Source organism: Paenibacillus sp. JJ1722, assembly GCF_048282685.1.
Classification (GTDB): Bacteria; Bacillota; Bacilli; order Paenibacillales; family Paenibacillaceae; genus Paenibacillus; species Paenibacillus polymyxa_B.
The window spans coordinates 3,223,715-3,248,182 of record NZ_CP182500.1; the positions used below are offsets into that span (position 1 = coordinate 3,223,715).

Genomic DNA, 24,468 nt, shown 5'->3' on the forward strand with positions numbered 1-24,468 from the left:
AACGGACTCAAATAAATTATGACGTTCTTCCCATTGGGCAATGGTAAGAGGGGCTATGCTGAAATTCAAAAGCCCATTTCATTCCCTCATACTCTCCATCTTGATGCTCAACATAAATATCTGCTATTTGCCTTGTAGTGGGGATATACACTTCAAATTCCACAATTGCATTAGGAAATTTACCTTTTAACCAATTGTACATTATCCTGAAAGTAACCTTCTATAAAAAATAAAAAAAGGGCTCAAATCTTTGGTAGAATGGTGTTTGTCGAGAACAAAATCACCCAAAGAGAGGAGCACCTTTTAGGTGAAGTCTACCACACCCATCCATAAAATCAAGACCTAATTTCCCCTAAACCAGTCCACAAACATCGGAGGAAGCAAGATCTTCCTCGATTATCTCGAAAAAATTAAACTGAGCCAGGTGCTCCAAACCTTATCCGGAGGCAAAGCTCACAATGCACTGTTCCCAGTGCACCGCATTCTGCTATACCTCATCGTCGGCTGGATACTGGGCTGTGAGCGTCTGTTTCACTTTCGCCGATGGCAAAAGGACTCCCTCCTTCAGCGGTTTCTCGGTGGACGCTGTCCACACCACTCGCTTCTGTACAAGGAACTGGATCGGCTGGGAAAAACGAATCCTAATGTACGAATGGAACTCCGGCAAGTGAACCTCGAAGTGATCCGGCCTTGTCTGCCCTCCAAGCTCATTCTCGATTTGGATTCGACCGTGGAGACGGTCTACGGCAATCAGGCCCAAGCGGCGAAAGGCGTGAATGCCCATAAGCCGGGGCGCAAAAGCTATCATCCCTTGCTCGCTTTTGAAGGACAGTCCCGCCTTTGCCTGAATGCCGTGCTACGGGCAGGAAACGTTCACTCGTCCACCGAGGCCGCCCCTTTTCTGAAAGAGACCTTTGACCTCTTAGGTCAGCACCCGGTCCAATACGCCCGGTTTGACAAGGGCTTTGGCGGCGAAGACTTCTATTCGCTCTGGAAAGGACGGCAGATCGGCTATGTGGGCAAAATGAAATGGACCAAACGTTTGGCGGCTGAAGTGGCCGCTTGTCGGTATTGGAAACGTTACGTGGACGAAGACTGGATCATTGAAGGCATCGCCCTTTGGTACCAAGCCACGTCTTGGAAGAAACCGCGGCGGGTCGCCGTCATCCGCAAGGCAAAGTCGTTCAGGACGACCAAGCTTGTCTCCTGCTGTTTACCGATTGGGAGTATGAAGCGATCGTCACGAGCCTGGAGTGGGAATCCATCGATTTGTGGCGCTTTTACAACCAGCGGTGTTGTATGGAAAACTACATCCAGGAAGCCAAGTGCGGATTTGCCATCGATAAAATTCGCCACGGGCTCTTTTGAAGCCAATGAAATTGACCTGCTCGTCAAATTACTGGCCTATAACCTGTACGAGCGATTCAAACAAGATTGCTGCGAACCGGTTCATAGGGGCTACACGATTGCAAGGTTTCGTCTGGAATTCTTCCGGAATCTACGTGCTGGTAAGCCGTTTTGGAATATTCCCCCTGTTAATACACCCTGATTCTTACAGTTTTTTTGAGCGGTGAGTCTCTGGCTTCTTTGATCTTACGGGCTTTCGAAATTCAGGATAATATATATTATGTTATTTTTATGATCACCATTGTATCGAATTAAAGAAGTCGACCTTGACTTCAACGCCTGTCCAATCGTATAGTATGGTTATATCTTCAATTAAGGGAGAGATTTTGATGTCGGTGAACGTTCTTAACTAAGCAATTGCATATTCAGGGAGTATCATCAGGCGCTTGTACCCTTCGGGGACAGGTTTGTTTGTTGCTTTGTTGTTACCCTGATATTAGTTAAGAACATGCGGATATCATAAATCGCCTTCGGGATTATCTTCATCCAGGCCCTATTCCGTGCTGTGTTCAGCGCGGTTTTTTTGTTTTCAGATTTTGTAACTTCCCTTTAAACGTCTTCCATTCGATCCAAATAGCTTAGAAAAGAGCTGTTGCGTGAATAAATTGGAAACACGGAACTCGGAACTACAAAAGCTGCATAACAGGCTTATTTGATGATAAATTCCCTCTTTCCTTAAGGGCGGAGAATGAACGTTTTGTTCATTCTCCGCCCTTTTTTATTTTAACAGCAAGGTTTCCAAAATCCTGACACTACACAACTAAAGGAGCGATTTATTCATGAACGAAACTACAATGCTGCGTTTGGAATATGATCAAATTAAAATAAGAGTTTCCGAATGTGCTTTTTCTTACCTGGGTAAGCGTCACGCTGCTTCTATGCGCCCAATTACTGATATCCGTACAATTAAGATTCGTCTTGACGAAACGAACGAAGCCTTACAGATCATTCGCCATGGAGCAAGCGTCCCTGTCCCTTCGTTGGAAGGAATGGAGCACATTCTTCATCTGCTCGGGACCGGGTATATGTTCAGCGAGCGCGATTTTTCTCATATGGCCCAATTCATTAGAAGCTGCATTCAACTAATAAAATATATGCATTCCAAGGCGGACGCTGCTCCAACCGTCAGCGCTTATGCATCTTCCATGTATAGCATGGAGCCACTTCTATCCGAAATCGAAAGATGTATTCATTCGGGACGTGTGACGGATATCGCCAGTAAAGAACTAGCTAAAATTCGCAAAAAAATTGCGGTTACTGAAGAACGTATCAAGAGAAAACTTGACTCTCTCACCAGCCGTCACCGATCCATTATGCAGGAAAATATGATTAGTCAGCGCAATGGCCGTTACGTGCTTCCAATCAAAAAAGAATTCCGTAAACAAGTGAAAGGCAATGTACTGGATGAATCGGGAAGTGGTCAAACGGTTTACGTTGAACCTGCCGAGATCACGAATCTGCAATTCGATCAGAGCGCGAACATGGCAGAAGAATCAAAAGAAGAAACGAAAGTACTGGGAGACCTAACGGCAATGGCTGAGTTATACAATCGGGAACTAAGCATCAATACAGAGACGGTAGGTGTACTGGATTTTTTATTGGCAAAAGCCAAATACGCCATGACTCTGGATGCTGTCCCTGTCGAACTTAACCTTGACGGGATTATAGACATCCGAGGTGCACGTCACCCGTTGATGTCCAATACCATGGTGCCGCTTGATTTCTCAATTGGTGAAGGATATTCCTCACTCATCATCACCGGACCGAACACAGGCGGAAAAACGATGGCCCTCAAAAGCGTCGGTCTATTAACATTAATGGTGCAATCTGGGCTACTGGTACCTGTTTTGCATGGCAGCCGAATGGCTGTATTCGAGGAAATTGTGGTTGACATCGGGGATGGACAAAGCATTGAACATGCTTTGAGCACCTTTTCTGCACACATCCGCAACATGATTAGCATTTTAGAAACGACGGGCAACTCTACTCTGATCCTGATTGACGAGATGGCATCTGGTACCGATCCGGGAGAAGGGGTAGGCCTCTCTATCGCGTTGCTAGAAGAATTCCACCGTCGCCGGGCGACAGTAGTGGCTACAACCCACTTTAGCGAAATCAAGCATTTTGCTGAAAACACACCGGGATTTCAGAATGCTCGTATGGAGTTTGATACCGAAACGCTGCAACCATTGTACCGACTTCGCATTGGAGAGGCCGGAGAAAGCTATGCATATGCGATTGCCTTGAAGCTGGGCATGTGGACACGTATTATCGAGCGTTCTGAGGCCATTTCTGCAGGCAGAGTGTCTCGGAAAACACAGGAATCGTTTGTTATTCCCCCTTCTGTAGATGATGAAAAGTCTGATGATGCAAATAAGCCTCTCCCTAAAAAAGCAGCTTTAGACGGTACAGTCACAAAACGGGGGAAACAAGAAATTCCTCTCAAAACCAAGCCATTTGCCCTTGGTGATAGTGTTTATGTAGGCTACCTGGATCGAACTGGAATTGTATACAAAACCGAGGATGAACGGGGGAATGTCGGGATTTTAATCCAAGGACAGAAGCTAACCATAAACAAAAAGAGGCTCGCCCTTCACATCGCTGCTACTGAATTGTATCCTGACGACTATGATCTGGATATTGTTTTAGAAACCAAGGAAAACCGCAAAAAACGAAAACTGCTGGGACGCAAGCATGTCGAAGGAGTGATGATTGAATCTCCCCCGGAAAATGAAATATAGACGCATGCGTATATTCTCAATATAAAAAATAAGTTATTTTTATATTGTCAGTGAAACTTGAATCTGCAAGCGGACACTTGATAAGAGTGATCCACTTGCAGATTTTACCACACAAAAAACATAATATATATTATGTAAACTTAATGATTCCTTACTAGAGAGGGACAAGATAAATCAGACATCCAAAGTTCATGTAAAACTCGGCTTCTAACCTTCAATCCAGCTTCATTATATAAAGCTCCTATATCAAACGTCTGTAATGCAAAAAAAGCGTGTCCAAAGTTAAGGCACGCTCTTTTATTGTTATTTTATTTGTTTGTAATACTCAATCCCGCGCTCATCGAAATATAACTTTTGTTATCATTCAAGATGATAGGATTGTTTGTAGTTATATATAGCACCTTGCAAATTCGCTTCATTGCCTAATCTACTTTGTTCAATATCTGCACGCACAAAATTATAGAAAGAATCCTTATAAAGCTTTTCTAGCTCTTCCCTAATGGTAATAACCAGTAATGGATTTTCAGATATGCCTCCCCCAATTACAAACTTTTCAGGATCAAGTATGGATTGCAAATTAATGATTTGTGTTGCGATGTTCCTACAGTATTCTCGAAAAATCGTTTGGACCGTGCCATCACCTTCTTCAATGAACTTGAATATCTTTTCACCTGTCATAGAATCTGCAGGAAGGTCTTTGGCTTTCGCAACGGTTTTAGTTAAAACAAAACTACTCCCTTGCATACCAAGCAAGTAATCATCATTGTCTGCATTTTCGTTGTTCGTTCTAATGAAGGAGAACTCCCCAGCTGATAAATGATGGCCCTTCAACAATTTCCCTTGAGAGATGATTCCACCGCCCATCCCTGTTCCAACGACCAGAACGACACCATCGGTAATCCCTTGTAATGAACCACGCCATGCTTCTCCAAGAGCAGCACACTTTCCATCATTTTCAATCGCTACAGGCTTGTGAAACGCTTTCTTAAAAACGTCAAGCATATTTATATCATTTATATATCTTAATGAACCGCCATGCACCATGTGACCGCTTTCAGAATTCACAATACCTGGCATACTGACGGCTATACCTTCACATTCATCCATAAACTGATTATGAATTTGCTTCAAAGCTACAAGCAGATTCTCAAGTGAGTCCAATGGAGTTTTAACTTTCCCCTTGCACATAAATTCACCTTGAAAATACAAACTAAATTTAATAAAAGAGCCACCAATATCAAAAACCAGTATTTTATTTTTCATGCTACGTATAGTCCTTTCATGAGGCATTTGGGGTCTTCTCTCCATAACGATAATTAATATTATTGCTTTTGTAAATCCATCATTTTTTTTATCGTTAATAAGACACCGTTTTCTTCGTTGGATTTAGTGATAAAACTGGCTGCATTTTTAGTATTATCACATGCGTTTTTCATAGCAAAACTATATTTTGCTATACTCATAAGTTCCACATCATTTTCACCATCTCCAAAAGACAGGGTCTCATCCTCAGTAACCCCCAATATCTCTTGGAGTTTTCTTACCGTCTCCCCTTTATGGGTATGAAGGGCTGTAATATCCAGCCAATTTGCTTCAGAATCAACGATATAAATTTGATCCATTAGAGTCTTTTCAACATGTTTTCTTAATAAGGAACTTCTTCCAGCTGGATCATATACAGTTATTTTAAGAAAGCTACTGTTGATTTGATCAAATGAATCAATTTTAATCACTTCTTTATACGAGCCTTTCACAATTTTATAGTATTCGTCTTGAATATAAGAATGAACAAATGCTGCTTCCGTTGTACATGCTATGATAATGAAATCATTGGAAAAACTTTCGATATCTCTTATCGCTTGTAAAGCTAAATTGCGTTCAATCGTAAACTCTTTGACGACGACTCCATCCTTTTTAATCCGCGTAGCACTGTCCCCTAAGATCCAGATCCCTTTTCCGTGCTCGCCAAATAATTCTTCTACTCTTTCACACTGCTTGCCTGTACAGGCTACAAAGGAAATATTATTTTCTTGCATTTCTCCATACACCTGATTAAATAATTCGACATCGAAAGTGCTACTATTATTCAGAAAAGTACCATCCAGATCACTTACTACCAGTTTAAACATATATAAATCCCCCTTAAAATATAAAGATCTTTATTAGTCAAGTTTAATTTATGGGTTTTCATTTTCTTTCCATGGATCAACATCAAAATCTCTATTAAAATCTTCAAACATTCGTGCTGCAAGCTTTTGAACATGAGGAGAATGTACCAAACTACTGATCATGAAATACATAATGATTAAAATTATGATACATGAAATACCTTCTATCGCCCACACAGTCACACCTCCTTATTTCCGTAAATCCAACTTAGTTCCAGAACTTGATCCATTTAATAGGTGCATTGCAAATCCTGTACACTTATTAAACCATTTAATTAAACACATTAATAAAGCGAGTAAAAAAAGCCTCTTTATTAAGTGGACATACAAAGTTATTCAAAAAAATCATCGATGGAGCGGTAAGGTTTTACTTCCTTAGGCTGCCCGGATAATGCTAAGCACCAATAAGTACCAACCCATATAACTGAGCAAAGTAAAATCAGTGAGATCATAGAGTGCCCTCTCTTTCTCTTTTAGGTTACACGTTTACTTTAGCTGATGAAACGCGTTTCAGGTCAAGCGATAATTTATAGAAAAGCACATTTTTGTCATGGATGTTTATGATTTAAGATATAATCTTGGGTTAACCGTTCAAAGTTCTCTTTTTCAATGTACGATTCACTTGTTCTGAACTGAACAGCATAAAAAGAAGGAAAACAATGACGGCAATCGGAAAAAAATGAATACTTGTCTGAGAAGCTATAACCCCAAAAATGGGAGGAAGTAATGTCGTTCCTGTATAAGCAACTGCCATTTGATATCTCATGAGTTTGGAAGAATTCTCTTTACCAAACCGAGTTGGCGTTTCATGAAGAAGTCCAGGGTAAATCGGCGCAAGTCCTAACCAATAAGAATAAACCCAGGTAATCATATATACATTATTTAAAGACAATGATTGGACGTTCCAATTCTTTTAGAGTTAACCCTCTCAAACCTGTTTTAAAATCTTCATAAAATAAATCTGAGAAAATAACCTCAGGGTACAAAGGCATCTTATGTTTAGATTTGTAGGATTCTAAAAAATGAAAGAAAGACACTTCTTCTATATTCTCTCTATAGATCACAATTCGATCAGGATCAAATACAGATTGTAATATTTGAATAATTTCACATATACTATTGAAGAAAACTTCCGTTCCCTTACTCTCATCCCAAACTATCGACGGAAGGAATTTGATTTCACCAGCCAATCCATGTTTGCCTTTTAAAACCCCATTTCGCAAATAAATCCCCATTCCTGGTGGAGAATTCTCAGGAAAATAAATAGCCAGTACACATTGATCTTCATCTATTTGTTCTCTATAGACGTAACCACATACAGCGGCATTTACGTCATTCTCCACAATAACCGGCAAACCAAATTTGCTTTGCACATCCTCTGCCAACCGAATTCCATTTAATCTTTCATGACTGCTGACTGTAATTTCTCCATTTACAGATTGTCCCGGGATTCCTATTCCAATAACTTTAATGGAAGGATAGAGGGAAATGTTGTCTTGAATCGTGGAATAAAATTGTGTAGCATTAAAAATTTGAAAGGGATGCTCTTCTTTCATCAGAGCATCCTCATTTAAATTAACTACCGTAGTACACACTACATCTGTCCCTTGTTTTTCATTAATATGTATAATCAGTGCTAGACTATACTCATAATTAAAACGATAGGTTAACGCATGCCTGCCTCCGTTTGAAGGAACGATTTCATCTTCAAAGATCTCTCCATTATTAAGCAATTCCTGCATAAGGGTATTGATAGTTACCACACTTAAATCAGTCAATGCGGCTAGTTGAGGTTTTGTTGTCTTACTAATCTGTTTCAATACTTTCCGAACCAGGTTCAGATTTATTTCTTTAATTAAATTTGTATTAGCTTTTTCCATACATAGCACCTTCTTTTTATAAAATCATAAAACAACTTTATAAACCATATTTATAAAGTTGTTTTACCAATTTTGCAACTAAATATTACCTTTGTCAAGGCAATATCGTACTAACCTTTAATTCACTATTGCTTTCCAGCTTATTCTGAATTATTCTCATGCTTAACATAAGATGATCGCTAAAATAAGGAGGCTAATCTATTGAAGAATGCTGTTGAAGAACCAAAATCGAATCGTATGCGCAAAATGATTGGGTGGCAGCTAATCAGTATCAGGTTGGAGCAAATCAATCAAAAACAAAACTAACGCTATGAAAAAGAATACTACGTTCATGATCATAATGACCTAAAGCCGTTGATGTAATTTTCAAGTCATTATGTAACTTCCTCTGACGAGTTTACATAATGATTATTATGTAAACTATTTTTCATTTAATCTCAACTTTCATGCTATACTTACAATCCTGATATCGGTATCTGAATATCCAGCTTATCCATTGCTTTTTCTTTTTCCCGATCAGTGACATGTGTATATACTGTGGTTGTCTGAATGGATGAATGCCCCAGTAGCTCCTGTACGGTACGCAGATCTGCTCCCTTACGTAATAGCATTGTCGCAAATGTATGTCTCAGCTTATGGCTGGAATAAGCCTCCCGGCGATCTATACTCTTATCTTGCTGGAATCGTTCGAACGTTTCTGTAGCGATCTGTTGAATGGTGCGCACTGCCAGACGGCGGCCTTTTTGGGATATGAACATCGCATCCTCTTTACCTCTCCACGGCGTCAATCTTTCCTCCAACGCATGCTCTACAAAATCACATACGGCTTCCGGTACCGGGAGAGTACGCCACTTACGTCCTTTACCGAACACATCTAAGGTACGTCTTTCTCGGCTGTAATCCGAGACATTCAATGAATGAACCTCCCCCACCCGCAATCCCATGTAGACCATCAGCAGAAAAATAGCCATATTACGATTTGCATATTTCCCCTCCACCGCGAGCAAAAACGGATGAATATCCTTTTCATCCAGATAGACGGGCATACGATTCTTTTCAGTTTTTGCTTTTTTGATTCCCGCTGCCGGATTTGTGCTGCATAACTCAAATTCCTGTAGCGCTTTAAAAAAACTGTTCACCGCTGCATGCTTCCGGTTCCGCGTACTATCTCCGGCGCCTCCCTCCCGCGCTTTAGACAAATACGACATAACATGAATCTTCTTCACCTGATCGAGTGGTTTTTCACGCAACGTGCGTAAAAATTGCTTTACATCCCCCATATAATTTTTTTGCGTATGTATCGTATATCCCGCATCCTTCATCCAGATCAAAAAAGCTTCCAGCTCCTCAGTATATATTTCATCAGTTTCTTCAGTTGAATCGAGCCCCACATGTCGTAACTCTTTTTTCATCCCGTTCGCCTCCAATTCAGTTCATATTCCGAAATATACTGTAAAATGATCATTTTCGTCTGATTTTTATCGACAATCCAATCGACATCTTATGCAGGAGGGATTCTAAAAGTCGTTTTAAACCTAAACAGCGTATAATTTATATTATACGCTGTTTTTTTAGCGCTTTTTAAGTATAAATAAAGCGCTCCCCTCTTGTCCAGCCTGGTATCGCCTTCAAGCAGACATTTCAAAGCACTTAACGGGGTGGCATAGGGTCAGAGGGGGTCGATCCCACAATGTAGACAAATTAAAACACGCTCAAGAAAAGTTCTCCGAATGTAATTCATTCATATCCAAAACAAAACTAAATAGCCAATAGTCTTGCATGCAGCACCACTTCTCTACTTCATCAGCAAGCTGGGGCGCTGCTCTCGATCGGTAGCAGTCAAAATCGCCATAGTGGCCAAAACATGAATATCATATGCAGTTTCCAGCTCGCTATCCGGATCATCTTCCGGCGCGTGCACCATCTCCATATGATAGCCTGCTAGCTGATTGTAATTTTCACCCAATAGCAGCAGTGGATCACCAAGAATTTCACCGATTTTCGAGATGATGACCGTGTGATCCAGCTTCTGGACAAATTTCGAGCAGAGCGTAGAAACAGTCTTGTTCACAGGAAAAGCATGAACTGAGCTGCCTGACGGCAAATTTCTGCTGGACGCCTACATGCCTTATCATTTAAACTATTAAAAATTAATTTTCGAAAGAGTGAGATTACAACGACAGCATGAGGCTCCAGCACCCGGATCTTACAAACGAAAATACAAACATCACTTTCTGTCAGCCGAAACCCTGATTCATAACTACATAATAATTATTATGTAAACTAAGATTGGAGGATGATTGTATGATTAACAAATTGTACTGGTTACCGATCGGTCAGCTTGATATTGATCGCTCCTCACTCAACCATCATGCACAGCCCGGTGAACTGGTGCGCCTGCAAATCTGGTCGTATCTGCTGGAGACAGATCACGGTCCGATTCTCATTGATACCGGTATGCCGGATTCGTTTATCAACAATCCAAATTATTTTAAAAGTACACCGTTTGAAGGGCGCTTCATTCCCCATATGTCAGCCGATGATAGTATCGTGGCTGTACTGGATCGGATCGGCTATCAACCGGACGATATCCATGCCATCGTAATCTCTCATATGCATATGGATCATGCTGGAGGCAATCCGCATTTTCCGAATACACCGATTTATGTGCAGCAGACCGAAGCAGACGCTGCGATCGGTAATCTGGAGTATGCGCCACCGGAATGCGTGCAGGCGGACTTGAATTACCGACTGCTTCAAGGGGATCATGAGCTGGTTCCAGGTTTGCAACTGTTCTATACTCCGGGTCATTCGCCGGGTCATCAGTCCGCGCTGGTCACAACAAAGGAATCGGGTCCGGTCATGCTGACGATTGATGTTGCCTACACGCAGGAGAATTACGCAAACGACGTGCCGTTTGACGGCTTTGACCGTGAACAGGCACGCCAGTCAATCGCCCGCATTCAGCAGATTGTGCAGGAGGTTAAGCCGAATCTGTTGTTCTTCGGTCATGATCCTGAGCAGGTAGCCGTTCAGCCGGTATATCCACAATACAAATAATGATAATAAAGCAGCTATTTCTCCACCATTCCGGATCTTTTCGGTCCGGGGTATAAAGAAATTGGTATTATGAATGCACACAAAATAGACGTATCCGGAGCCGTGCTTCATTCGGATCATGGCTTCCAGTATACGTCTACGGCGTACACACAGGACTTGAAAAGTTCGGCCTCAAAGGCAAGTGGTGCGGACTGGCAGAATAGTCGTAATTCGGCCAGCTCCCCTCATGATCTCAATTTCTTCATTTGATTTTTAAATAATCATTATTGTATCTCCTCACTTCCAAAATGTTATAGCCTCTTATTCTTTTCTTTTCATTAGGTAGTTGTAATGACTCCGACATTTAGAACTGCAAAATTTGGTTAACTGAGCTCGCTGATATGGAATAAACCAATGTTGCATTGAATACACCTTTGCAGTTCTAGTTGCTCCCCTCCATAGCTTTCAGCAAAATTTTAAATGGATTAATACACTAAATCCGTTTATATCAAAAAACATGAGCTAGTCAAATTATATACATGAAGTTAATTACGTCTAATCTCCTGTTATCGCCAGCATCAGGAAGTATATCTAAGAACTCATGGGGTGAGTCGCTGTCGACACGGCATGGATGATGAGAAAAAGTAATTTGCAGTCTCGCTCCGTTTTCCCTTGATCATCTAGCACGATATACTTAAAGAAGTCGAAAGGCAAACTTATATTCAGCCTATGCTCATTTCAAAAATGTAGGTTTATTCATGACAAAGGGAGTGTTCATTTATTTATGAGTACCGAAATGCTGGAACGTCGAAGTGAAATTCTAAAACGAAACATCCATCAGTTGCTGGTTCAGGAAAATCAACACGGCGTGACACGTCAGGAAAATTACACGTTGCATAAAATGATCAGAGAGCTGCATCAAACCTCTCATGCCTTGAATACTTCCCGTTGAGATAAAAGGCTGCTAAATCAAATGAAAAAAATAACCTTCAGCCCCACTTCCTTAGTGGTGTTGAAGGTTATTTTAATTGACAGGTGGTATCCTTTCGTGATGTTACCCTTTGGAGCGACTCAGCAGATATAAAAAGTATGGCGCACCAATGATGGCTACAATCAAACCTGTCGGTATTTCTTTCTGTAAAGGTAAGGATCGTGTGATCGTATCCGCTACAAGTACCAGGAGTGCTCCGACTAAAGCACAGGTTACCAGTAGCATTTTATGCTTCGGACCCACCAGCTTTCTCGCCAAATGTGGAGCCACCAAACCGACAAAGCCGATACCGCCGCTAACCGAAACACTAGAACTGGCCAATCCAACCGCAGCAGCGAGAAGGAGAATACGTTCCTTTTCGATAGGTGTACCCAACCCCGATGCCGTCTGATCTCCCAGATTAAGCACATTCATCACATTTGCTTTGTAGTATGCGAAAGGAAGCAATACAATCAGCCAAGGCAACAGAGCCATTACGAATTTCCAGTTTGAGCCCCAGATGCTTCCTGCTAACCAATTAGCTACAAACGTGTAGCTTTCAGGTGTCAGCTTAAGAGTCATAATGATCATCGCAGCACTGATACCCGCCGCTACGCCAATTCCGCTCAGCAGTAGCCTTGTCGGGGAAATTCCTTCGCCTTTCTTGTAAGAAAGCGCGTAGATGAGAATAGCAGCTGCTCCTGATCCAATCAGCGCAAGAGCGGGAAGTAAAAACAATGAATTCGTAGTTTGCATAGATGGAAAAAGCAATACAAACAGCATGACCATCAGCCCGGCGCCCGCATTAATCCCCAGAATACCAGGGTCCGCTAGGCCGTTACGTGAGACCCCTTGCATGATGCAGCCAGAAACAGCGAGACCTGCACCGATTAGAAGAGAAATAACCATTCGCGGCAATCGGAATTCAAAGAGGATTAATTCCTGCTGTGGAGTCCCTTGTCCAAACAAGGTTCTAAATAGCTCCATTGGCGAAAGCCGGATGGTTCCCGTATTCGCGCTTATGGTGAACGCAGCAATGAGCAATACGAGCAGAATAATTACAACCATCCAATCATGGATTTTTTTACGATGACTAGCTTTGGCAATAGCCCCATTCGTAACGTTATTCATCTTACAGCGCCCTCCTTTCTTTACGTGCCAGATAAAGGAAGAATGGAACCCCAATTAAGGCAATAAGTACGCCCACCGGTGTTTCCTCAGGTGCGTTAATCATACGGGCTGCCAGATCGGCAAACACAATGAGTAAAGCTCCCATAATGGCCGAGCATGGAATAATCCAGCGATAATCGACGCCAACCAGCTTGCGGGTTATATGGGGAATAATTAATCCCACGAAACCTATAGAACCAACCAACGACACCGCTGCACCCGCCAGAATCAGAACAAGAATCATCCCGACTACCTTTACCACCCCAGTTCGCTGACCAAGACTTAACGCAATTTCGTCTCCCAAACTAAGCAGCGTAATGGAGCGCGACAACATGAGAGCGCCGATAAAAGCTGCCACAACCCAAGGCAAAACTATACCGAGCTGAACCCACTTGGTTCCACTAAGCCCTCCGGCATACCAAAAGGCTAAATCCTGTCCAACATTAAAGTACAAACTGATCGCATCTCCTAAGGCAGACAGCAATGCCGTGACAGCTGCACCCGCCAATACAAGACGAACTGGCGTAAGACCTGATTTGGATATGGAGCTTGTACCATATACCATCACAACAGCCAGAGCTGCACCAACAAAGGAATACAACATTAACTGTAAAAAGGAAGATCCGGGAAAAAGGGCAAAGCAAATCGCCATCGCCAAGCTGGCTCCCGAGTTCAGTCCAAGCAAGCCCGAGTCAGCAAGCGGATTTCGGGTCATTCCTTGCATAATTGCACCTGCTACGGCAAAGCAAACTCCGATTAGAACCCCACCCAGAATCCGAGGTAGACGGATTTCCCAAATAATTTGATGGTTTTGTAACTCGGGTTTAAAATGAAAAACGGCGTTCCATACCTCTTCTAGCCTAATAGAGGCTGCACCAAAAGATAGGGATAGCGCGATACCGAACGCTAAAAGTCCAAGCCCAGCTGTCAGGATAAGCGAAGCCGCCCAAGGTCGCGAGTGGAATTGAGTCGGCGACTGGTTATGATTACTTTGAGCGGGGCTATCCGATGATTCTGATAATTTCATAACTATTGTTCACCCTTACTGTTGAATAGTATGTAGCTATCACGAACTGTGTTGAAGATGATGTTGATAATGAGAATTATTATCATGCAATCTTTACTATTGTAAATTAATGTGGCAACGGCTTCAATAGCAAATTTCGAGGAATGCCTAATGATCTGCCCTATTGTGAAAAAATAAAGCCCTTCGGCATAAATACCAAAGGGCTGCCAACAACACCGAAGCGACTACTTCTGTGCGGCGTTCTCTTTATTCCGCTGGACGATCATATCTGCGATTTCTTCAGCTTGCCCTACAATAGCGATGGGATCGAAGTACCAATATCGATCCTCCTGGAGCTCAAAAACCTTACCTTGCCGGACCGCATTCAGTGATTTCCATATGCTGTCTCCTTCGTAACCACCCAAATCCTTGTTAACCGTCAGAAAGATATAAGAGCCGGCATATTGATTAATGACTTCTTTTGACACCGATTTCCATTGAGTCTCACCTAATAATTCTTTTTGGACAAGCGGCGGAGGTGTCAAATTCAGTCCTCTGTATACCGCCTGTCCTCCTCTGCCAAAATTATCACCATAGACATAGTATTCTTTTTCCGAAGCTTCCATTACGGTGAAAGTATCCCCAGGCTGAACAATTCCCTTTAGCTTGTCACGTGCAGCCTGCATCCGCTGATCGTATTGAGCAAGCCATGTTTTGGCTTCCTGTTCTTTTCCAAGCAGCTCACCAAAAGCTGTCAGTTCCTCATGCACATTCTTGTACGTTCCATAAGGAATCACGATGGTCGGAGCAATTTTACTGTATTTTTCATATTCAGAAGCATCTTTGGAACCAATCAGAATCAAATCCGGCTGCAGAGTCAATACTTTCTCAATGGATACACTTCCGCGGTCTCCAATGCTTGTAATTCCCTGTACAAGATCCTTCGAAAACGGATTATCCAGATAATATTTAACACTTCCCACAGGTTTAATTCCTAGTGCTAATAAATCATTCAGGTACAAATCCACTACAACCCGCTGAGGGTGAACCGGAATCTTAATATCTCCATGAATCGTTTTGACTGTTTTCGTTTCCTCTGACTTTTGTTCACTAGAAGTTTGATTCTGCTTTTCATCCGGTTGCTTTACGTTTCCACCACAGGCGGTAAGAACTAAAATGACTGACAGAAGCATCATCACAATCCACATTTTCTTTGTCAAACCCGTTCATTCCTCTCTCTATTTACGGCGTCATATCGACCTATTTACGTTCCATATTGAGCTTGGTGCAGGCGGCTATATGCCCCTTTTACTGCCAATAACTCTTCATGTCTGCCTTGCTCGGCAATCCCTTGATCTGCAACTACGATAATGCGGTCAGCATTTTTGATCGTTGCCAAACGATGCGCAATAACGAGTGTCGTACGGCCTTGGGATAGCTCTGTCAGCGCCTGCTGAATCGCGGCTTCTGTCTCTGTATCCAATGCTGATGTCGCTTCATCTAAAATGAGAATTGGCGGATTTTTAAGGAACATCCGGGCAATAGACAAACGTTGCTTTTGACCACCGGAGAGCTTCACACCTCGCTCACCGATCATTGTATCCAGACCATCCGGATATGAGCGAACAAGGTCTTCAATCTGAGCTCGACGAGCAGCATCCCAGATTTCTTCTTCCGAAGCATCCAGCTTACCATAAGCGATATTTTCACGAATCGTTCCATCAAAGAGGAATACATCCTGCTGTACGATACCAATCATGGATCGCAGCGATTCCAGCTTCATTTCACGGATATCCATCCCATCAATGGTAATGCTGCCTTCCTCGACATCGTAGAAGCGAGGCAACAAACTGCAAAGTGTCGTTTTACCTGCTCCTGAAGGCCCCACAAGTGCTACGGTTTCACCCGCATGGATAGATAGGTCCACTTTGCGTAATACCTTATCTTTGTTCTCGTAACCAAACGTTACACCTGCAAAGTGAATATCTCCGTTAAGATGGCTAACCGCCTTGGCTCCTGGCAGATCTTCTACATCCGATTCACTTTCCAGTAAATCCAGATACCGTCGGAAGCCAGCAATCCCTTTCGGATACGTTTCGATGACAGAATTAATTTGTTTAATCGGCCCCAGGAATACATTAGACAACATCACAAATGCGATAAATTCCCCGTAGGTCATCTGTCCTTCGATAACAAACCATGTTCCACACACAAGCACAAACAATGAAACCAGCTTCATTAGTATAAAACTAATTGAGGAATTCCAGGCCATAATCCGGTACGCGATCAGCTTCGTTTTACGGAAACGCCCATTATTTTCAGCAAAACGTTCCATCTCATGGGCTTCGTTGGAGAACGCTTGAACAACGCGAATCCCGCTGACGTTATTTTCAATACGAGCGTTGTAATCCGCAATATCAGAAAACATACGATGGAAAGCAGCAGACATTTTTCGGCTGAAATAAAGAGACAAGTAAATCATGAGGGGTACAATAATGAAAGTCAGTACAGCCAGCTTCCAGTTAATACCGAGCATGATACCAAAGGCTCCCCCCAGTGTCATCAATGCGATAAACAAATCTTCGGGGCCGTGGTGAGCAATTTCCCCAATATCCATCAGATCGTTGGTCATACGTGAAACGAGATGCCCTGTTTTGTTATTGTCAAAAAAGCGAAAAGATTGCTTTTGTACTCGATCAAACAGCTTTTTACGCATGTCCGATTCGATGTTGATGCCCAGCTTGTGCCCCCAATAGGTAACCACGTAATTCAGCGCAGCACTTATGACATAAATACCGAGTAGAGCTAGACAGGCATATAAAATCCATTTCCAGTTCCCGCTGGGCAGCAAATCATCGACCACCCGGTTGACTGCAAGCGGAAAAGCCAGCTCCAGCAGTGCAGCTAGCAAGGCACAAGAGAAATCAATGATGAACAAAGTCCGGTAAGGACGGTAGTATTCAAAAAATCGTCTAAGCATAGTCATGACTTCTCCTTTCTAATTTCGAGTGATTATTTAGGATCGACGGAAAGCATGTTAACGGCTTCATCCAGCGATTTGTCAATAGCAAGCGGCGAGTAGGTAAACCACGGGTCAGCTTTGATGAAATACACTTTGTGGTTCTTGACAGCCGGGAGATTTCTCCACAGTGCACTTTGCTCAATTTGCTTAAGCATTCCGTCCTTGCTCGCTTCATCATAAACCAGCATAATAATACGGTCTCCTGACAGTTCAGGCAGCTTTTCCATTGAAATGCTATCGTATACAAAGTTAAACTTCGGGTCATTTTCCAGCTTCTGTCGTATGTACTCAGGAGGATTCAATTCCAGTGAACGGTAAATGACATGTCCTACATTTCGCGCTCCATATACTCTTAGCACATCCTTACCGTAGGTCATATAAATGGTAACCGTTTCATCTTTTTTGAATTTTCCAGCCAGCTTCTTTCGACCTTCTTCAGCCTTTTTGTCGAAACTAGCGATCCACTGCTCGGCTTCCTTGTCCTTACCCAGCACGGCTGCGACATCCCGCAGTTGCTTAAATACATCCCCATCTCCAAACAAAACGACTACGGTTGGAGCAATTTTCTCCAGCTGCTCTTTCACTTCTGGCGTGGTATCTTCTGTTGTGATGATGAGGTCCGGTTGTAGCTCCAGCACCTTTTCTACATTTGTCGGGTTCCCAATATCCGCAACTCCGTCAATCTTACCTTTTAAATAGTCGCCTTCCAACAAATGGGAAGCAGCACCTGCAGGCTTAACTCCCAAGGCCAGCATAGCATCCAAATATTGTGTTGTGACGACTCGCTGTGGATTTGCAGGGATACTGATCTTATTGCCAGTGGCATCAGTATATTCGCGCATGACAACCGTTTTGGATTGCCCGGAAGGATCATTAGTGCTGGTCTTGTCGTTTGTCTGGTTCTTGCTAGCTGCGTTTCCACATGCACTCAATACAACCATCAAAAGAACCACAAGACAAAGCGTGGATTCCCATTTTAATCTGTACCTTTGTTGCACAATATACGTCCTCCTTAGATATATACAATTCATAATATGATAGTGATTCTCATTATCATATAATTGTTATTCTATCTTTTACCGTCTCTTCTTACAATACAAAAATTAAAAACTTCCATTTATGTGGTATGTATCATCATCGTAGATTAGTCAAAAAAAGGACTGATGCGTATGTTTTGCATCAGTCCGAAGGCTTAATATGTCGGGTCAAGTACCCATTTTATTTCGATTGGTCCACCAACTCCAGCTTAGCAGGAATTGATGTTTTCACAGTTTTACCTTGAAGTACATCCTTGGCTGCCTGCACCGCCAATTGTCCAATAAGCTCGGGTTGCTGAGCTACAGTGGCTGTCAGTTTCCCTTCCTTAATTGATTTAAGCGCATCCTCGTTACCGTCAAAACCGATGACTGGAATGTTCTTACCTGAGCTTTGGATTGCTTCGATAGCACCCAACGCCATTTCATCATTGTGGGCAAATACAGCCTGTACGTCCGGGTTTCCTTGCAGCAGATTTTCCATCACGTTCAAACCTTTGGTCCGATCAAAATCGGCCGATTGCTTGGCTATGACTTTCAGATCCTTATCTGCTACTTCATGGAAGCCTTTCCCACGTTCACGGGTAGCGGATGCTCCTGGAACACCTTCCAGCTCAATCACTTTGGCACCTTTTCCAACTTGATCAATCACATATCTGGCAGCCATTCGTCCTCCCTCTACGTTGTCTGAAGCGACGAGTGCTTTTACGTCTCCTTTGTCAGCAGAACGATCCAGTGTAATAACCGGGATGTTCAATGCATTCGCTGATTGTACCACAGTGGAGATGGCCGACGAATCTGTCGGATTAATGAGTAACGCGTTTACTCCCTGTTGAATCAGATCATCCACGTCATTACTTTGTTTCGCCGAATCATTTTGTGCATCCACAACAATGACCTGCATTCCTTGTTTTTTGGCCTCTGCCACAACTCCGTCTTTGAGAGAGACGAAGAATGGATTGTTCAGCGTTGAGATCGACAAGCCGATTTTAATGTCCTTCAGGTTCGCGGCCGCTTTAGGTTTGGCCCATTCGGGCGGTTCCAAGGAACACCCTGTCATGAGCAGGAGCAGCAAGGCAGTCATGATTAATATAAGCTTTTTCATATTTATGTGTCTCCTTCTACGCAGATTAGGTGTATTATGCGGATTTTTTACGGTCAATCAATACAGCAATAGCGATGACTATCCCTTTTACGACCATTTGATAAAAAGAGTTAACCCCCAGCAAGTTCAAGCCATTGTTTAGTGTACCGATGATAAGCACACCAATTAACGTACCTACGATTCGTCCGCGTCCTCCCGAGAGGCTTGTTCCACCTAATACGACAGCCGCAATGGCATCCAGTTCATAAGAAGTACCCGCTGTCGGTTGTGCCGAGTTCAAACGTGAGGTCAAGATAGCACCCGCCAACGCGGAAAGCATTCCAGCCAGAGAGTAAATCCAAATTTTCACACGCGGTACTTTAATACCGGATACAATCGAAGCCTTCTCGTTACCACCGATGGCATACGTTTTGCGTCCGAATGGTGTTTTATGCAAAATGATCCATAGGACAGCAAAGGTAATGAGCATCGTAATCGCTGGAACCGGAATACCGAACTGATAGCCACGACCGAACAATTGAAATACCAGACTGTCTCCGAGTCCTGTAATAGGGTTACCGTTGGTATAAACGAGTGTTAATCCTCTGAAAATGGTCATGGTTGCTAGTGTAGCGATGAACGGAGCCATTTTACCTTTCGTAATCATCAAGCCGTTGACCATGCCCATCACGCCACCCAATGCACAGCCAATGATAATCGCCAAAATAGGATCGAACCCGGCCAGCATCATATTTGCGACAAACGCACTGGATAGTGCTAATATGGAGCCGACTGACAAATCAATTCCGCCTGTGAGAATAACGAAGGTCATACCGAACGCAATTAACGCATTAATAGATACCTGGCGCAATAAATTCAAAATATTAAGCGGTTCCAAAAAGCTGGGATTTAAGACCGATACGATAATTACCAAAATAATGAGTCCCAACAACGGGCCAAGCTTCTGTGTGATTTGTGACATTTGAAAGCCTTTGCTGCTTTTTGATTCATTCATAGTTGTCATATTACTGTCCTCCTGTAGCTAGCGTCATAATATTTTCTTGTGTGGCTTCTTCCCTGCTCAGCTCTCCGCTGATCTTTCCCTCGTGCACCACGACAATACGATCGCTCATGCCGAGTACCTCAGGGAGTTCCGAGGATACCATGATAATCGCGACTCCACGTTCGGTCAGCTCGTTCATCAACTGGTAGATTTCCCGCTTGGCTCCCACATCCACACCTCTCGTCGGTTCGTCAAGAATGAGTACATTTGGACCAATACCTACCCATTTGGCAATAACCACCTTTTGCTGATTACCACCTGACAAACTGCGAACCGTTGTTTCGCCCGATTGGGTTTTAATTTGTAAGCGCTTAATTAAAGTGTTAACAAAATCTAGCTCTTTTTTACCTGAAATAAATCCTTTTGAAGTAAAGCTGAACAGATTTGGCAGCACCATATTTTCCCGGATGGAAAAGTCCAGCACCAAGCCCTCATCTTTTCGATCTTCTGTAATGAAGCCAATCCCTAGTTTCACCGCATCATCCGGCTTACGAATAGACACTTTTTTTCCACGCACATGAATCTCACCACGATCCAAAGCATCCAGTCCAAATAACGCCCGCATGATCTCGGTCCGTCCCGAGCCCATTAAGCCTGAAAAACCTACAATTTCCCCAGATCGTACAGTGAAATTCACATTTTCAAATAACCCTTTATGCGAAGCATTTTTGACCTCCAGCACCACTTCTCCCAAAGCAGGCGTTCTTACCGGGTAGCGTTCAGTCAGCTCTCTACCCACCATTTTCCGTACAACTTCATCAAAATGCGTATCGGGAATCGCCTGAGTATCCACCGTTTTCCCGTCACGCATGATGGTAATCCGATCACAGATCGCGAATATCTCCTCCATCCGATGTGAAATATACACAATCGAAACACCATCTTTTTTCAAGGAAGTAATAACCTCGAACAGCTTCTGAATTTCTCGTTCGGTTAAGGCGGCTGTCGGCTCATCCATCACGATAACTTTAGCATCCGTCATGAGTGCTTTGGCAATTTCAATCATCTGCTGTTGACCCACTGAACAATCGCCTGCTTCACCGTTCAATGGAAGATTTACCGAAAGCTTGCTGAATTGTTCATTTGCTAGCGCTTTCATTTTGGAGCTGTCTAGTAAGCCCCACTTGGATGTCATTTCCTTGCCGATAAATAGATTTTCCAGCACGGTCATCTCCGGCCACACATTCAGTTCCTGGTGAATAAAAGCAATTCCTTTTTGCTCCGCTTCTTTGGGGTCGGCAAAATAGGTTTCCTGACCGTCAATGATGATCGTTCCCTCATCTCGCCGATGCAGTCCGATTAAAATATTCATCAGCGTTGATTTGCCTGCACCATTCTCACCCATGAGGGCATGTACTTCTCCTTCACGAAGATCAAAGTCAACACCACTCAGTACCTGATTGGTTCCAAAGGCTTTGTGAATTCCTTTCATTTGAATCTGCATGCTGTACCCTCCTTTTTATTCAACATTGATTTATCCAAAATGAACTCCTGCCTGCAAAATACAATTGGCAAACGGCTTAGCCTCTCCTGTACGAATGACCGCCTTCGCATACCGGGTCAGCTCCTTGAATTGTTCATGAGGGCAAAACTCAATGACGGCTGCCTGCTTATTAAGCTGTGGCTGTTCTAATTGCTCCCCTGCAAAGGTGCGCATAATATACTGTAATGCTTGTTCATTTTCTTGTTTAATTTCTTCGGCCAGCATTACTTTTTCGATCACCATATCTGCTGCAATGACATCAACGACGTCCTGAAAGGATGGAACCCCCAATTTAAGGGCCAAATCAATTTTGGTAACGCCTTCAGGAACAGGTAAGCCAGCATCAGCCACGACAATATAGTCTGTGTGGCCGAGATCCGACAGTATTCTGGATATATGACTGTTTAGGATTCCATGTTTCTTCATATTATATTTGCTCCTCCACTTCACGTCGGGTTGGCATTCCACCTTGGGCTCCAAATTTGGTTACGGACAATGACGCAGCACGATTAGCAAATTTCACACTGTCTGCCAACGAATTTCCTTCAGCCAATGCCACTGCAAAAGCAGCGTTAAACGTATCTCCTGCACCTGTTGTATCAACGGCTTCTACTTTATAAGTAGGAACCACGACTTCCTGTTCTCCGTCGAAGAATCGTACACCGTTGCTGCCCTCAGTCACAAACAGCTTGTTGGGATATTTGCGCAACGCTTCTTGCAGGCTCATATCCTTAAACATAATGGCAGCTTCATGCTCGTTTGGCGTAATGTAGGTCGCATTCGCAATTACGCTTTCTTCCACTTCACGAGCCGGGGCTGGATTCAGCAACAAGGGTACCTGGTACTTCGCACAAATTTCGCTTACATAAACAACCGTTTCCGACGGTATTTCCTGTTGAATTAACACAATATCCGAACTTCGAATGACGTCAAGTGCTTCTTCCACATAGGCGGGTGTCACTTCATTATTTGCTGCTTTTACCACGACAATACTGTTATCACCTTCAGCTAGTACAATATGCGCTGTACCGCTTTCCATATGTGTAACCGGTTTCACATAGCCAGTATGAACATGATTTTCTTCAAAATTCCGTAAAATCTGTTCTCCAAAATGGTCATCCCCTACACGTCCAATCATCGTAACGTCTGCTCCGAGTCGTGCTGCGGCTACTGCCTGATTGGCTCCTTTACCTCCAGGTACGGTTGTAAAGCTTTCACCCAATACCGTTTCACCAGCACCGGGACGTTTGGACGAAGTAACTACGAGATCCATAGAACTGCTTCCGATAATTGAAATTTTAGCCATCATGATCCACCTTTCTTGTCGTTTCCCGTTCTATAAATTTGACGGGCAATTGTATGCTTGAATAGGTAAGTACTTTCGAATGAAGATTAGGTACGCTTGACTTCGTTACTTGCGACTGCTCAATCAACTGAATGAGTAGCCCTGCTGCTTCCCAGCCCATTTCATAAGCAGGTTGTCGGATCGTTGACAAAGGCGGGAATAACAAACTACTTAATGGTATATCATCAAACCCGATAATTTGAACATCATCCGGGATTTTCTTTCCTAATCTATGTGCCTCATGCATCACCGCTGTAGCCACGATATCGTTACTTGCGATAACTCCGTCCGTATCCGGGTACTTGCTAAACAGCTCTTTGGCCCACGACTCGGCCTCCTTGAACGAAAAGGAGGTTGTCTCGACCACATGGTAAGCAATTCCGGATTGCTGAAGCTCTTCAACCGCCCCGCGAAAACGGTCTTGTGCTGGACGAATATGTGCAGGGCCCTGCATGACTGTAATTTGTTTGCTGCCGCGGGCAACCATTTCTTGAGCAGCCAAGCAACCGCCATGGGCTCCATCTGCATATACGGAGAGGCTGTCACTGGAAGTTCGATCGAGAAAAACGACCGGGATCTTCAGTTTGGCATAACAATCGGCATCGGGATCATTGGTAGAAGAAATAACACCAACGACATTATTTTGAACAAAAGTATCCATGTAATCCAATTCTTTTTGGCGATCTTCATCACTATTACCGAAAATAATCCGAAAATCATTTTCCTGCATTCGATCCTCCACCCCACGAGCTAACAAGGGAAAGTAAGGGTTCGTAATATCCGGCAGCAGCAGGCCGATTAATCTGGATTTCTTTTTATACAAAGAACGTGCAACTTCATTAGGCTTGTAATTTAACTGCTTCACAGCAGCCTCTACCTTTCGCCGTGTATCCTCATGTACATATCCAGTTTCATTAATAACTCTGGATACGGTCGCTACGGAAACACCTGCAAAGCTGGCGACTTCTTTAATTGTTGTCATAGTGTAGGTTCAACTCCAATGTGTAACCGGTTACACATATAAAATATCACAGCATTAATTTTTTGACAAGCATT

21 protein-coding genes and 2 pseudogenes are annotated in these 24,468 nt (G+C 43.1%); 5 read left to right on the plus strand and 18 right to left on the minus strand.

Features of this window, described 5'->3' with window-relative positions; genetic code table 11:
• Positions 1–307: 307 nt before the first annotated feature.
• Together ACM1ND_RS14120 and ACM1ND_RS14125 are read left to right on the plus strand one after the other, a co-directional pair.
• A pseudogene (locus ACM1ND_RS14120) lies at positions 308–1,492 on the plus strand (IS1380 family transposase); the annotation flags it as partial.
• A gap of 694 nt (positions 1,493–2,186) precedes the next feature.
• Positions 2,187–4,148 carry an endonuclease MutS2 gene (locus ACM1ND_RS14125; RefSeq protein ID WP_338532451.1) on the plus strand — a complete coding sequence of 654 codons (1,962 nt, stop codon included), beginning with the start codon at positions 2,187–2,189 and terminating at the stop codon, positions 4,146–4,148.
• A gap of 360 nt (positions 4,149–4,508) precedes the next feature.
• On the opposite strand, the gene ACM1ND_RS14130 is transcribed toward ACM1ND_RS14125, so the two are convergent.
• From ACM1ND_RS14130 to ACM1ND_RS14160, 7 genes and pseudogenes are all read right to left on the minus strand, one after another.
• A complete protein-coding gene (locus ACM1ND_RS14130) occupies positions 4,509–5,411 on the minus strand; it encodes an ROK family protein (RefSeq protein ID WP_023988912.1) in 903 nt (300 codons plus the stop codon).
• Between the two features lie 59 nt (positions 5,412–5,470).
• The gene (locus ACM1ND_RS14135) at positions 5,471–6,277 is read right to left on the minus strand and encodes an HAD-IIB family hydrolase (RefSeq protein WP_338532452.1); all 807 of its coding nucleotides are present in this window, start codon (positions 6,275–6,277) and stop codon (positions 5,471–5,473) included.
• A gap of 48 nt (positions 6,278–6,325) precedes the next feature.
• Positions 6,326–6,493, minus strand: coding sequence for a hypothetical protein (locus ACM1ND_RS14140; RefSeq protein ID WP_338532453.1), 168 nt, complete (start codon positions 6,491–6,493; stop codon positions 6,326–6,328).
• A gap of 406 nt (positions 6,494–6,899) precedes the next feature.
• Positions 6,900–7,183: pseudogene (locus ACM1ND_RS14145) on the minus strand (MFS transporter); the annotation flags it as partial.
• A gap of 11 nt (positions 7,184–7,194) precedes the next feature.
• On the minus strand, positions 7,195–8,196 hold the full coding sequence (locus ACM1ND_RS14150) for an ROK family protein (protein WP_418026180.1): 1,002 nt from the start codon (positions 8,194–8,196) through the stop codon (positions 7,195–7,197).
• 455 nt (positions 8,197–8,651) lie between these two features.
• On the minus strand, positions 8,652–9,608 hold the full coding sequence (locus tag ACM1ND_RS14155; RefSeq protein WP_023988917.1) for a tyrosine-type recombinase/integrase: 957 nt from the start codon (positions 9,606–9,608) through the stop codon (positions 8,652–8,654).
• A 383-nt stretch (positions 9,609–9,991) separates the two neighbouring features.
• Entirely contained in the window at positions 9,992–10,300 is a 309-nt protein-coding gene (locus tag ACM1ND_RS14160) for a hypothetical protein (protein WP_076159600.1), read from the minus strand.
• A 200-nt stretch (positions 10,301–10,500) separates the two neighbouring features.
• On the opposite strand from ACM1ND_RS14160, the gene aiiA reads away from it, so the two are divergent.
• The 3 genes from aiiA to ACM1ND_RS14175 all read left to right on the plus strand — a co-directional run bounded on the left by aiiA (position 10,501) and on the right by ACM1ND_RS14175 (position 12,187).
• On the plus strand, positions 10,501–11,256 hold the full coding sequence (aiiA, locus tag ACM1ND_RS14165) for a quorum-quenching N-acyl homoserine lactonase AiiA (protein ID WP_071558670.1): 756 nt from the start codon (positions 10,501–10,503) through the stop codon (positions 11,254–11,256).
• 69 nt (positions 11,257–11,325) lie between these two features.
• Positions 11,326–11,505 carry a hypothetical protein gene (locus ACM1ND_RS14170; protein WP_143109555.1) on the plus strand — a complete coding sequence of 60 codons (180 nt, stop codon included), beginning with the start codon at positions 11,326–11,328 and terminating at the stop codon, positions 11,503–11,505.
• A gap of 514 nt (positions 11,506–12,019) precedes the next feature.
• Entirely contained in the window at positions 12,020–12,187 is a 168-nt protein-coding gene (locus ACM1ND_RS14175) for a hypothetical protein (protein WP_007432475.1), read from the plus strand.
• Positions 12,188–12,289: 102 nt separating this feature from the next.
• Here ACM1ND_RS14175 and ACM1ND_RS14180 read toward each other — a convergent pair whose 3' ends face one another.
• The 11 genes from ACM1ND_RS14180 to ACM1ND_RS14230 form a co-directional block, all read right to left on the minus strand.
• Entirely contained in the window at positions 12,290–13,336 is a 1,047-nt protein-coding gene (locus tag ACM1ND_RS14180; RefSeq protein ID WP_053325571.1) for a FecCD family ABC transporter permease, read from the minus strand.
• Between the two features lies 1 nt (position 13,337).
• Positions 13,338–14,402 carry a FecCD family ABC transporter permease gene (locus ACM1ND_RS14185; protein WP_025720646.1) on the minus strand — a complete coding sequence of 355 codons (1,065 nt, stop codon included), beginning with the start codon at positions 14,400–14,402 and terminating at the stop codon, positions 13,338–13,340.
• A gap of 224 nt (positions 14,403–14,626) precedes the next feature.
• Entirely contained in the window at positions 14,627–15,577 is a 951-nt protein-coding gene (locus tag ACM1ND_RS14190; protein ID WP_256715645.1) for an ABC transporter substrate-binding protein, read from the minus strand.
• 68 nt (positions 15,578–15,645) lie between these two features.
• Positions 15,646–17,361 carry an ABC transporter ATP-binding protein gene (locus tag ACM1ND_RS14195; RefSeq protein WP_418026181.1) on the minus strand — a complete coding sequence of 572 codons (1,716 nt, stop codon included), beginning with the start codon at positions 17,359–17,361 and terminating at the stop codon, positions 15,646–15,648.
• Between the two features lie 32 nt (positions 17,362–17,393).
• Entirely contained in the window at positions 17,394–18,401 is a 1,008-nt protein-coding gene (locus ACM1ND_RS14200) for an ABC transporter substrate-binding protein (protein ID WP_418026182.1), read from the minus strand.
• A gap of 220 nt (positions 18,402–18,621) precedes the next feature.
• Positions 18,622–19,542, minus strand: coding sequence for a ribose ABC transporter substrate-binding protein RbsB (gene rbsB / locus ACM1ND_RS14205; protein WP_023988925.1), 921 nt, complete (start codon positions 19,540–19,542; stop codon positions 18,622–18,624).
• A 34-nt stretch (positions 19,543–19,576) separates the two neighbouring features.
• The gene (locus tag ACM1ND_RS14210) at positions 19,577–20,545 is read right to left on the minus strand and encodes an ABC transporter permease subunit (protein ID WP_013310465.1); all 969 of its coding nucleotides are present in this window, start codon (positions 20,543–20,545) and stop codon (positions 19,577–19,579) included.
• Position 20,546: 1 nt separating this feature from the next.
• Positions 20,547–22,028, minus strand: a complete 1,482-nt coding sequence (locus ACM1ND_RS14215; protein ID WP_023988927.1) for a sugar ABC transporter ATP-binding protein — start codon at positions 22,026–22,028, stop codon at positions 20,547–20,549.
• A gap of 30 nt (positions 22,029–22,058) precedes the next feature.
• The gene (rbsD, locus tag ACM1ND_RS14220; RefSeq protein ID WP_023988928.1) at positions 22,059–22,493 is read right to left on the minus strand and encodes a D-ribose pyranase; all 435 of its coding nucleotides are present in this window, start codon (positions 22,491–22,493) and stop codon (positions 22,059–22,061) included.
• Between the two features lies 1 nt (position 22,494).
• On the minus strand, positions 22,495–23,373 hold the full coding sequence (gene rbsK / locus ACM1ND_RS14225; protein ID WP_068942581.1) for a ribokinase: 879 nt from the start codon (positions 23,371–23,373) through the stop codon (positions 22,495–22,497).
• The gene (locus tag ACM1ND_RS14230) at positions 23,366–24,394 is read right to left on the minus strand and encodes a LacI family DNA-binding transcriptional regulator (protein WP_053325576.1); all 1,029 of its coding nucleotides are present in this window, start codon (positions 24,392–24,394) and stop codon (positions 23,366–23,368) included. Before ACM1ND_RS14230 ends, rbsK begins: the two co-directional genes overlap by 8 nt.
• Between the last annotated feature and the right edge of the window lie 74 nt (positions 24,395–24,468).

What these genes read in the sequence shown, in the direction of transcription:
- aiiA (WP_071558670.1), top strand. Translation starts at nt 10,501, where the DNA reads ATGATTAACAAATTGTACTGGTTACCGATCGGTCAGCTTGATATTGAT.
- ACM1ND_RS14125 (WP_338532451.1), top strand. Translation starts at nt 2,187, where the DNA reads ATGAACGAAACTACAATGCTGCGTTTGGAATATGATCAAATTAAAATA.
- rbsK (WP_068942581.1), bottom strand. Translation starts at nt 23,373, where the DNA reads ATGGCTAAAATTTCAATTATCGGAAGCAGTTCTATGGATCTCGTAGTT.
- ACM1ND_RS14215 (WP_023988927.1), bottom strand. Translation starts at nt 22,028, where the DNA reads ATGCAGATTCAAATGAAAGGAATTCACAAAGCCTTTGGAACCAATCAG.
- ACM1ND_RS14155 (WP_023988917.1), bottom strand. Translation starts at nt 9,608, where the DNA reads ATGAAAAAAGAGTTACGACATGTGGGGCTCGATTCAACTGAAGAAACT.
- ACM1ND_RS14130 (WP_023988912.1), bottom strand. Translation starts at nt 5,411, where the DNA reads ATGAAAAATAAAATACTGGTTTTTGATATTGGTGGCTCTTTTATTAAA.
- ACM1ND_RS14170 (WP_143109555.1), top strand. Translation starts at nt 11,326, where the DNA reads ATGAATGCACACAAAATAGACGTATCCGGAGCCGTGCTTCATTCGGAT.
- ACM1ND_RS14185 (WP_025720646.1), bottom strand. Translation starts at nt 14,402, where the DNA reads ATGAAATTATCAGAATCATCGGATAGCCCCGCTCAAAGTAATCATAAC.
- rbsB (WP_023988925.1), bottom strand. Translation starts at nt 19,542, where the DNA reads ATGAAAAAGCTTATATTAATCATGACTGCCTTGCTGCTCCTGCTCATG.
- ACM1ND_RS14175 (WP_007432475.1), top strand. Translation starts at nt 12,020, where the DNA reads ATGAGTACCGAAATGCTGGAACGTCGAAGTGAAATTCTAAAACGAAAC.
- ACM1ND_RS14150 (WP_418026180.1), bottom strand. Translation starts at nt 8,196, where the DNA reads ATGGAAAAAGCTAATACAAATTTAATTAAAGAAATAAATCTGAACCTG.
- ACM1ND_RS14180 (WP_053325571.1), bottom strand. Translation starts at nt 13,336, where the DNA reads ATGAATAACGTTACGAATGGGGCTATTGCCAAAGCTAGTCATCGTAAA.
- rbsD (WP_023988928.1), bottom strand. Translation starts at nt 22,493, where the DNA reads ATGAAGAAACATGGAATCCTAAACAGTCATATATCCAGAATACTGTCG.
- ACM1ND_RS14135 (WP_338532452.1), bottom strand. Translation starts at nt 6,277, where the DNA reads ATGTTTAAACTGGTAGTAAGTGATCTGGATGGTACTTTTCTGAATAAT.
- ACM1ND_RS14195 (WP_418026181.1), bottom strand. Translation starts at nt 17,361, where the DNA reads ATGCTTAGACGATTTTTTGAATACTACCGTCCTTACCGGACTTTGTTC.
- ACM1ND_RS14230 (WP_053325576.1), bottom strand. Translation starts at nt 24,394, where the DNA reads ATGACAACAATTAAAGAAGTCGCCAGCTTTGCAGGTGTTTCCGTAGCG.
- ACM1ND_RS14190 (WP_256715645.1), bottom strand. Translation starts at nt 15,577, where the DNA reads ATGATGCTTCTGTCAGTCATTTTAGTTCTTACCGCCTGTGGTGGAAAC.
- ACM1ND_RS14210 (WP_013310465.1), bottom strand. Translation starts at nt 20,545, where the DNA reads ATGACAACTATGAATGAATCAAAAAGCAGCAAAGGCTTTCAAATGTCA.